Raw genomic sequence first — 11,273 nt, 5'->3', positions numbered from 1 at the left:
TGGCCGGGTTTACTTTTTATAGCAATAACCTCATGACCACGGGCAGGTAAGGCAACTTTACTAATTAATTGCCCTGTTAAGTCAAAAGCCGCAGCAAAGAAATTACCTTTTTTATCACTACAGCCACTCACTAGCCAATTCTTTTTGCCTGTTAGCAATGAAGTAAGTGGTAAGGTGCTGATCGCGCCAACTGCACCAACAATACCTAAACCACATAAAAATTTTCGACGACTGATCATATTCTTATCTTCTTTTACTGCAAATTAAGCTCTTGTTTGAATTAAATGCTTTTTGAGCAAGGCGCGTGGAATGTAATATAGTTTTTCTATATAAATTCCTCGTCCTCACTTTTGATAAAAAGCGCAAGAAGCATTTAAACTAACAAGCTAGAAACTATATTTAACACCGACGATTACCTGCCTAGGTTTACCTGGGCGAGCGCCAAATGGACGACGAGAAACAATAACTGCTTCATCAGTTATATTATCGACTTTACCGTATAGTTTTATCTGCTTATTAACTTGATACCAAGCTGAAAAATCAACTTGTATTAACTCATCTGTCGTTAAACCCTCAAGTTCCGTATTGCTGCCTGCCGCTTCACTCATCTCAGTTATATATTTAAACATCAATGAGGCTTGCCAATACTCAGCTTGTAAGCCAGTTTCTATTGATAATTGCTGCTCAGGTAAATAAGGTAATTCATCACCTACTTCAACACTACCCCATTGAGAGAAAGTTGAATCGAAACTATTTTGAAAGTCCGACTGACTATAGGTATAAGCAACTTTAACAGGTACTTTTATGCTTTCAGTCAATTGCCAACTTATACTGGTAGATGCTTCGATACCATAAACATCAACTTCACCACCATTGAACTCTTGATCAAGTTTTTGTGTACAACCACTAGAAAAAGTACAAGCGCCTTTTAGATTACTGTAATCATTATAAAATCCGATTACTTCCCCTTGAATATCGTCGGTACTGTAACGCCAGCCAAATTCATAATTCCAACTTTCTTCCGGAGCAACATTACTTGCTTGTCCTGGGCTATTCGGCACATAACCTTTATTAACACCAACCAGTAAACCATGCTCTGCAGTTAACTGGTAAAACAAGCCTGCGCCGGGTAAAAACACCGTATCTGAATTTTTGCTAATGCTTGGCACATCAACACTAGCTTGGTAATCTATCGCCTCGCCTTCAATGTGCTCAACACGTAAACCAAGGGTAATATGAAAGTTATCAATTACCGCATTAACATTGGTAAAAGCAGCAACTGCCGTCGCCGTATCATCATTATGGGTAATAACCGCACTAGGTGTGCCGTTACGCTCCATAACACCCAATTTCATATCATAATAACTAGCTGTATGTTTACGAGTAACATTGTCTTGATGCAGACGAATACCGCTGTCAACAATCACTTCAGCCGAAGCAATGCTAGTATCCCAAGTTAGCTTAGTTTCGATACCTTTTGAGTAATAACGACGATCATTTAAGGTAAAAATTAACGCTTCTTTATCGGTTAAACTATCACGGTCACCGCGTAGCACTTCCATAAAGAGCTTATTCACTCCTGTATCAGGCGAAGTTAAAATCGTTTGCATACTGCGGTTAGTATTAAAGCTATTAAACCTGTCCCAATCACGATCAAACTCTCTGTGATAGGCCTGACTGAATAAGCTAAGCTCATCGCTTAACTCAATATAATGTGACAACTGAAATTGATAGTGCTCCCAATCCATTTGATCTTTTTGACTGGCGAGATAACGAACCTTGCCATCTTCAGCAAAGTCTTCATCGGTTAAGCCTAAGTAAGTTTCATTCGAAGTTTCTTCACCATAGCCCATTTTAAATTGGAAGAATTGATTGCTTTCAGATGAAGACGGCACATAGTTAAGCTTCATTATCACTTCATTTTTTTCAAAACCGGTATCTTGCGAATTACCCTGAGAATCGGTCAATGTTTTAAAACCATCTGAGCCCAAGTGAATGCCTTCAATGAGTACGCCAATCTGCCCTTTGCCGGTTAAGGCATTATCACTGGCGATGTTTTGTGAATAGTAGCCATGGGCTTTTTGATAGTTGTCTTGACCGTAAGCCAAGTCAATCATGCCTGATCCGCCCTGATCGACAGTATTTTCAGTAATACCACGGGAGACCATATTAATTGCACCGCCAACCGTATTAGGTCCATATTGAATAGCCGATGGGCCTTTGAATATTTCAACTTGGGTCATGCGTGACATCATAGGGAAATAATAAGCCGCCGGCGCTGCATAAGGTGCTGGCGCAATTAAAATACCATCTTCCATTAAAGCAATTTTACTACTTCGCTCTGATGTTGCGCCGCGCAGACCAATATTAGGACGTAAGCCATAACCATCTTCTTCGCGTATATAAACGCCTGGCACACTTTGCAATACCCGATGTATATCATCAAATTCGAATAATTCTAATTGCGCGGCACCAATCACTACAGCAGAGCCTGTCGCTGTTTCCAGCTGATTATGACTACCAAAAATACTGATCACTTCTACTTGCTTACTTATTGGTCTGCTTATTGATGAGCTTGCTGATAATTGCTCATCGCCGCTTGGGCTTGCCTCTTCAGCGGCAAAACTATGCTGACTAGCTAATGTTAAGGCTAAAGTCAGTGCTAGCGCCACTGGTGTCTTTGCTACTACTAAGTTTGTCATTTCCTTAACCTCTAATCGCCATCATTTGAGTTAAAACCAATATTGATATCAGTAGCTTGGACAAAATCGACGGTCAACACATCTCTAATTGCTCGCAATGAATCAATGGTCGCAGTGATTTCTGCACGGCCTTCAGCGGTTTTCAATAAAGTTTCGTAGTTAGACGTTAGTGCATTAGCTGAGACAATAGCGCCATCAATTGCCGTTAACATTTCAGTGGCTATATTTTGTTGGCTTAAATGGTCAATTAAAATGTTATCAAAGCCATGCCCTCCCCCTGCGCTATAAATAACCTTGAAGGTAGCGATATTATTTTGAATACTGCTAACTGACTCATCACTAAGTACATGCTCGGCAATCGTTGGAATACCTGGACTGGCAACCGATAAAGGTACCAACATTTTCTCGTCTTTAACGCGCTCAATTTGCTCAAGCCAGTTAGTGACTAATTCTTCAACAGCATCTTTTTTACTGCTGAAATCACCTGTGCCTTGGGTAAGTTGTGCATGATAATTACCTCCAGCTACTTGCCATTCACTATTAACTGCTGCACTGATAGTGGCAACGTTGGCGCTTATTGCCGTTAATACTTCACAGCGTTTGTCTTTATCGCTGGCGTTAATCAAGCTGTCTTGATTGCTTTCAGGAAATAACAATCGCTCGAGCGCTGGTAAACCTTGGCTGCCAACACTTTGCTTGGCAATAAAGACTTCGTTAACATCTTCACTGCTAGCAAGTAAGTTAGTCACACCGCGGCCGACATTGTCTTTACTATCTGGCCAGTAATGCAGTCTAAAAATGCGATTATCATTCACAATCGGGCCTACTTTTAACCAGGCAATGGTTTGCCAACTTGCTACCACTGCACGCCATGATTGTTGTAGTACTACCAGCTCGTCACTGTTATTGCTTGCCTTAGCACAAAACTCAGTAGTTTGGCTGCTAAGCGAAGCTGAGCTATCTTGCAAGTTTTGATAACTTGGCAAAACATGATTATTGGCTAAATCAGTTAGCCACAAGCCAAACTCATCTTCGATAGTGGCCCCTGGTGTTGTCGGCTCTGGATCAATAGGGTCTATTATTGTTTCAGAGCTGCCGCCACAAGCTGTTAAAGCAGCAGCAAAGAACAAGCTAGTGAGTACTCGCGTTGGTGTTTTAGTTAAAAATTTCATGTTAGTTTTTATCATTGTCTGGTTAACTTCCATTGAATTGTCCTAGATTGCCTTAACAAACTTAACTAAGGCATCTCGTTGTTGTTTGGTTAATACTAGATAGGCCTGTTTGGCAGGTTCTGCTTCTCCGCCATGCCATAAAATAGCTTCGCTAATAGTGCGCGCTCTACCATCATGTAAAAAGCGTTGCTGCCCGGTTTTATATTTCTGTAAGCCAATTCCCCACAAGGGCGCGGTACGCCACTCTCGACCATTGGCACTAAATTCATGAACACCGTCAGCTAAGCCGGCACCCATATCATGTAAGGCTAAATCGGTGTAAGGCCAAATGCTTTGTTTAGCTAGTTCCTTCACTGGATAATTTTCATCGGTGACATAACTTGGTCTATGACATTGCTGGCATTGCAGTTGATAGAATAGTGTCCTACCTGCTTGCACGGTTTTACTTTTTAGATTTCTAGCAGGAGGCACACCGAGTAATTCATTAAAAGTGACGGTAAAGTCGAGGCGATTATCTGGTATTTCTAAATCGGCCAAACTATGGCCGCCATACTCAGCAGCATAGTTACAAGCCATTTGCGTATTAGTACAGCTTTCATCGGGGAAGCTAGTATTAGTAATACCAATATCGTCGCGAAAGGCGGCGGCGACTTGCTGATGTAAATTAGGTTGTTTAGCTTTAAAGCCAAAACGCCCTACTTCCGTAGCGCCAGTTATGACATTAGGCACACGGTTATACTTTGCCGAGATACCATTACCATCACGATCATTGATATCTTCTTGGCTAAGTAAATCAGCCGTGTTAATGGCATTGAGTAAACCCATACCAAAAATATTGGGCGCCAGCCTAACCGATAAACCAATATGCGGTGCAAGTTCGCCATAAGCTAACTTTGTTAGTTGATAACTCGGTTTAAGTAATTCATAAGACTCACCATCGGCAAACCTACCCGGTATTTTGGCATAACGTTTATCTAACCAGGCTTCACCAACGTTATCTGTGTAAGGTGATTTTTTTATCATCGCAGCATCGGTTAAACGGTAGCTTATTGCCCTTGGCTGAATTTGACCGCCATAGATAGGATCAACACCGGTTATGTTTGCATCCTTACTGCCTAAACGAACCACTAATGACAAAGGTAAAATATGACCTACTTCATCGATTTTGGCGCGTGAACCTGCGGTATGACAGGCAATACAAGAGCGAGTATTAAATAGTGGTCCTAAGCCATCACGATTACCCGTGGCACTAGGCGCCGCCACCCAAGGATCACGGAAAAAAGAAAAGCCAGTCCAAAAATCAAGTTGCTGTTTGCTACTAAGCTTCTCGCCCGGATAAAGGTAACTGGCATATAAACGTTTATGAGTGATACCACCACCGGTTTTAATTTCACTTTGCTCAAATACAGGTACTTGCGCTTTATTTTCCGTAGCGGTGTCCGGCTTATCACAGGCAGATAAAGGAGCTAGCAGCCCAGTGATAAATAGAGATTTTGTTATTAATTGCATTAAACTACAACGCCACTTCTTATAAGGATTCAAGGAAAGCAAGTAGCTGTTCACGCTCAGCTTTACTGAAATTCATAAAGGTTTCTTTAGAGTCTTTTGCTTCACCGTCATGCCATAAAACCGCTTCTTCAATGGTGCGAGCACGACCATCATGTAAAAAGCTTGCATCTTGATTGACTGTTTGAACCAAGCCTAAGCCCCATAACGCTGGAGTTTTCCATTCAGTACCGCTGGCATCACCTTGAATAACGCCATCTGCTAAGCCGTCACAGCGCTGCACATATAAACACTCTGCGCCCGTTGAACAAGATAAACCATCCGTTGTTTCTCGAGTTACGGCACAGGTGCCGCCCAAATCATGCAGTAATAAATCGGTATAAGGGTAAATGGTCTGATTTGACAATACCGCAATAGATTCAGCATGCTGAGTGTCAGTATTCGCGGTTAAACCACCTAAGCTTAACTCACCTAATTCGCTGCCTTTAGCATCACCAGTAACATGGCGCGGGGTATGACAGCCAGAGCAATTAGCTGTAAAAAACAATTTGCGGCCCGCAGTCACTTCCTCAGTCCAAATATCGCTATCTTTATCATAACCACGGCGGGCAGGAACGGCTAAAACACGGTTATAGAATTCAACTAAGGCAAGTGAATGATCACCCAAATCAACCACATTACCCGTTTTATTTTCTTGTTCGGCGGCAAGCAGACAAGCAAGTTGTGTGTCTAAACACGGCTCACTAGAAATGATACTAGTAGAAACACCCATATCACCGTTATAAGCACCGGCGACTTGTTGTAAAACTGTCGGATTTTGTGCTTTGTAGGCAAAACGGCCAATGACCTTTTCATCATTGCCTTTAGTCGAGAAAACATTTGTCACCATGGAAGCGCGAGCAGAAATACCATCACCGTTAGCATCATCTTCATCAACAAGGGCAAGTAAATTTTCTTGTGGAATAGCATCCAGTAAACCAACACCAAATGCTTGCGGAGCCACACGCGCAGAAAAACGTATATCGTCCATAAAAGGGCCATAACTTAAATCACGTACTTTATAAACTGGGTTACGTAAGGCGTAAGCTGTTCCATCTGGATATGAACCAATGATGGTTTCAAAAACGATGAATGGAAATGCTTCACCATAAAGCTGGACACCACTCACAGAACCATCATGTTTAGAAAAACCTGCGCTCAAAGCATTACCATCCATAAAACCATGAATGGAAAAAGGTTGAATTTGGTCACCATACATTGGATCAGCTTCACCTTTACCATTGGCTAATTTAACCAACATACTGCTCATTGGTGTAGTAGGTGTCGCGGGCACTACGCCTCGGCCATCATTTAAATGACAACCTTGACAACTACCTGTACTTAAAATTGGCCCTATATCATCATCTGGAGTGCGAAATAAGTGGTCACCTTGGGTAAAAAATCCGTCTAACTGAAAATCATCAATAATCAATGCAGGTTTTCTGCTAAAAGCATTCTCATTACTGACAAATACGGTGGCATCACCACCTGATAAATATTCAGACTTATCTATTACATCGATACTTATAGCTGTTAAACCACTATGGTCAAGTACTGGCTCTGGTGTTGGTGGTTCAGGTGCTGGCGTGACTTTTTCTACCGTATCAGAGCCTCCACAACCTGATAAAACTGTACTGAGTAAAAAGAAACCTAGGAAAATAACGACTGCGCTTTTATGCATTATTGTGCTCTCAATTTATACATGCTTGGCTTTAAACGAATTAATCCACATAAATGAATACTCACTTATGTGGATGATATAATTTTTGAAATTAACAATGGGCTCAACCAGAGCCCATTGCCTACAAACAAAATATTTACTAAAACAATTACGTTTTAGATATCTTGGTCTGTATCACCTCTAAGGTCATTTTTTGTAACACCAAGTGCATCAATTACCGCTTCAATATCATCAGTTTGTGCAACTAATGCGTCAATAATTGCTTTAATATTTGGTTGGGTAATGCCTTCTTGAATTAACATATCAAATGGCATGCCTGTTTTAGCTTTAGTATCAATTACCGCTGCAGCAGCCATAGTTGCTTCTAACGCACCACGTAATTTATTAGCTAATTCATGCTGCTCTTCAACTACTAGTAAGTCATAAATTGAAGCACCTTCAATCACTTCACCGTCAATGCGAACATATTTAGCGTTAAAGCTGTTTTGTACACCTTTGGCATTTAAGAAAATATCTCTGTGAGTATTATCACTAAAACAAGAATGTTCATCTTCTTGAGAGTTTTCAATTAAGGCAATATTGATACGTTCGCCGGCTAATTCACCAAAACTTAAACGACCCATGCCTTCAAGAATTTTTGCTAACGATACATCGCCGCCGGCAACAAAGTTTTTATAATGTGCACCAGAAACTGGTTCCCATTGCTCAGTTACGGCTTTCAATTCTTTAATAAGTAATTCAGCAGTAGTCACTAGGTATTGACCACGACGAACACAAATATTATCCGTTGTAGCAACCGTACCTGAAGTACAAGCGTTAACTGTATTTGAATAATCTGTTACCGGACGTTGACCAGCCGAATTATCACGTGTACCTGCACCCGATAAATCTTTGTTTAAATCCTGACCCCATAATAAAAACTCAATAGCATGGTAACCGGTAGTTACGTTACGGCCATCTTCACCATGCTCAAAAAGGCCTTCTAAGGTCGCAGCATCAATGGTTGAGTAATCAGTTGTGTTAGCAATAATGTTATCAGTGATTGCATTAGCTGGGCTTTCAGGACCAGATAAACCATCTACAGGCTCTACGTAATCAATAATTGCTTCACCTAATGGCCATGCATTGATTAAACCTTCAGGGCCTTCACCAGCATCATCTTTGCCTAATGTGCCATCAGCTTTTAATTCATCGATAGGACCTTGGCGAAAACGGTAAACTTCAGTTTGTCCGTATGGTTCGCGTGAAGCTAACCAAGCTTGTTTTGCTAAAGCAAAATTAGCCGTTGTTGGCGCTGCAACAAATGACTCAAGAACAACTTTAAGCTCAGTAGCACTAATTAGTGCATCAGAATAAGCTGCATAAGCAATATTAGCGTTAGTTTTAATAACATCGTCACGGGTAACAAAAGTACTTACACCGCTTTTACCGGCAGCACCGTCTACGCCAACAACACCTGAGATACCGTCATCGCCATCTTCGACACAAGCCGTTAAGCTTAAAGCAACGATTAATGCTGCTGATATTTTTGAAAAAGAACTAAATTTCATGTTTACCCTAATCCCTAAAAGTTAAATTACAAATGATAATGGTTCGCATTATAACTATGATTACGATTATGTCTACACTTTGTTACAAATTCCCAAGGAAAATTACGCTTTTTTGAGCTAAGTAGACTACTTAGAAACTCTTTACACAGATAATTGCATTTTTTTGGCTGTTTTTTTGACTCGGCTACTGTACTAGCGCAAAATCCGTTTGGTCTAAGGAGTAACGTCGCCAAAAGCGAGTTATTACCAAGAAATAACTAAAAATTTTTGTTAGGGAACTTATGAAAAAACTTAAACAATTACTTACCTTAAAAGTAATGTTGCCAGTACTAGCGCTTTGCAGCACGGTAGCATTAGCCGATGAAGGTATGTGGCAACCAAACCAATTACCAACAATCGCCAAAGAATTAACTAAAGCGGGTTTAAAATTAAACCCCAATGACTTAACCGAGCTAACCGGCTTCCCTATGGGTGCAATTGTTAGTCTTGGTGGTTGTACCGCATCATTTGTTTCTGACCAAGGCTTGGTGGCAACTAACCATCACTGTGTTTACGGCTCAGTACAATACAATTCAACCGCAGAAAACAATTTACTTAAAAATGGTTTTTTAGCTAAAAACTTCGCTGAAGAGTTACCGGCAACACCAGGTAGTCGCATTTATGTAACCGAAGAAATTACCGAAGTAACTAAACTGGTAAAGTCTGGCATTACCGAAAAAATGTCGGGTAGTGACCGTTATAAAGCGGTTGACACAAATTCAAAAAAATTAGTCGCTGAATGTGAAAACGATGATAGATACCGCTGTAGCGTGGTTAACTTCCACGGCGGTTTAGAGTATTACTTATTTAAACAGCTAACTATTCGTGATGTACGTTTAGTCCATGCGCCAGCGAGCAGTATTGGTAAATACGGCGGCGATATCGATAACTGGATGTGGCCACGTCACACCGGTGATTACGGCTTTTACCGCGCTTATGTTGGTAAAGATGGTCAACCTGCTGATTTCAGCAAAGACAACGTACCTTATAAACCTAAACATCACTTAAAAGTAAACAAAAGCAGTGTTGATGACGGTGATTACATCATGGTACTTGGCTACCCTGGCCGAACTAACCGTTACCGCACCGCTTATGAAGTTGAAAATACTTTTTCTTGGACTTACCCACACGCCAAAGCTTATCGCGAAGAGATTATTGATTTAATTCATACTCACTCCGAAGTTGGCAGTGAAGCACGTATTAAGTATGAAAGCACACTAGCAGGCTTAGCAAATTACGCTAAAAACTATGGCTCAATGATCCACAGCTATAACAAAGGCTCTTTCTTAGCGCGTAAGCAAGAGCTTGAAACAAATTTAACCAAATGGTTACATCGTAGTACTAAACGTCAAGCACAGTACGGTGATACCTTATCAGGCTTAAATAAGCTTATTAAGCAAGATGACAAACAACAAGCACGTGACTTGATTCTTGGTTATATGCGTTACAGCAAAATGTTAAGTACAGCTAAAAGCTTACACCGTTTAGCTATTGAGAAACAAAAACCAAATATTGAACGTGAACGTGGCTACCAAGAACGTGATCTAGCCCGTTTTGAACAAGGCATGAAGTCTGTTGATCGTCGCTATGATGAGAAAATTGATAAAGAAATTTTAGTTGCCATGATAACGCACTATATTGCGCTACCTAAAACTGAGCGTCTTAAGTCATTTGATCAGTTCTTCGGCTTAACTAACAGCACAGCTAAAAACTTCAATGAGAAGAAGCTTCGTAAGCAGTTAAGAATAATGTACAAAAGCACCAAGCTTAATTCTCAAGAGCAACGTTTAGCCTTGATGAATAAATCGGTTAGCGACTTTAACAACAGCAAAGACCCGTTCATTCAACTAGCGGTTACTAGCTTTAAAGAACGTAAAGCCATTGAAGATCAGTCAAAAGAATTAGCCGGTAATATTCAAGCTTACCGTCCTAAATACATGGCAGCGTTAATTGCTTACTTTAACGATAACAACTTGCCAGTATATGCCGATGCGAACAGCACTTTGCGTATTACTTACGGTAATGTTAAAGGTTACTCTCCGCAAGATGGTTTAACGGCTACGCCTTATACCACTCTTGAAGGTATTGTTGCTAAAGATACCGGTATTGCACCATTTGATGCGCCGCAAAAGCAATTAGACTTAATCAAGAACAAGCAATACGGCGAGTACGCGAAAAAAGCGCTTGGCTCAGTACCGGTTAACTACTTAGGTACCCTAGATATTACTGGTGGTAACTCAGGCTCACCGACGTTAAACGACAAAGCTGAATTTGTTGGTTTAGTGTTTGATGGTGTTTATGAAAGCATTATTGGTGATTGGGATTACGATACTAAGTTAAATCGCTCAATTCACGTTGATGTGCGTTACATGCTTTGGGTTATGGAGCACGTAGATGGCGCCACTAACTTAATTGAAGAAATGGATATTGTTGAGTAAACATTAGCTAAATTAAGCTTTAACAACCTCTGAACATAAAAATCCGGCTATATGCCGGTTTTTTTATTATCTTTGTTAAAAATAAGTTAGGTGCATTTTGTATCACTAACACTTAACTAATGTTAAACCGGCAACTAAGTCACCTT

Annotated in this window: 7 protein-coding genes; 1 reads left to right on the top strand and 6 read right to left on the bottom strand. The window is 40.6% G+C overall.

Going from position 1 to position 11,273, the window contains the following annotated elements; translation table 11 throughout:
- The 6 genes from HRT50_RS15085 to HRT50_RS15060 form a co-directional block, all read right to left on the bottom strand.
- Positions 1-239: twin-arginine translocation signal domain-containing protein (locus tag HRT50_RS15085; protein ID WP_291615934.1), on the bottom strand; the 239-nt coding region annotated here is incomplete at its 3' end.
- A 147-nt stretch (positions 240-386) separates the two neighbouring features.
- Positions 387-2,702 (bottom strand): TonB-dependent receptor, encoded by a 2,316-nt coding sequence (locus tag HRT50_RS15080; protein WP_291615932.1) that lies wholly within the window; start codon positions 2,700-2,702, stop codon positions 387-389.
- Positions 2,703-2,713: 11 nt separating this feature from the next.
- Entirely contained in the window at positions 2,714-3,874 is a 1,161-nt protein-coding gene (locus tag HRT50_RS15075; protein ID WP_291615930.1) for an imelysin family protein, read from the bottom strand.
- A 42-nt stretch (positions 3,875-3,916) separates the two neighbouring features.
- Positions 3,917-5,383 (bottom strand): di-heme oxidoredictase family protein, encoded by a 1,467-nt coding sequence (locus HRT50_RS15070; protein ID WP_291615928.1) that lies wholly within the window; start codon positions 5,381-5,383, stop codon positions 3,917-3,919.
- A 19-nt stretch (positions 5,384-5,402) separates the two neighbouring features.
- Positions 5,403-7,100, bottom strand: coding sequence for a di-heme oxidoredictase family protein (locus HRT50_RS15065; RefSeq protein ID WP_291615926.1), 1,698 nt, complete (start codon positions 7,098-7,100; stop codon positions 5,403-5,405).
- 155 nt (positions 7,101-7,255) lie between these two features.
- On the bottom strand, positions 7,256-8,650 hold the full coding sequence (locus tag HRT50_RS15060) for an imelysin family protein (protein ID WP_291615924.1): 1,395 nt from the start codon (positions 8,648-8,650) through the stop codon (positions 7,256-7,258).
- A gap of 281 nt (positions 8,651-8,931) precedes the next feature.
- Here HRT50_RS15060 and HRT50_RS15055 point away from each other — a divergent pair, with 281 nt between their 5' ends.
- Positions 8,932-11,127: a S46 family peptidase gene (locus HRT50_RS15055; RefSeq protein ID WP_291615922.1), complete on the top strand. Its 2,196-nt coding sequence runs from the start codon at positions 8,932-8,934 to the stop codon at positions 11,125-11,127.
- Positions 11,128-11,273: the final 146 nt, after the last annotated feature.

The sequence above is a fragment of the Colwellia sp. genome (genome assembly GCF_013215345.1).
GTDB lineage: Bacteria > Pseudomonadota > Gammaproteobacteria > Enterobacterales > Alteromonadaceae > Colwellia.
Note: the sequence above shows the minus strand (reverse complement) of the source record. Positions and strands in the feature narration are given on the sequence as shown.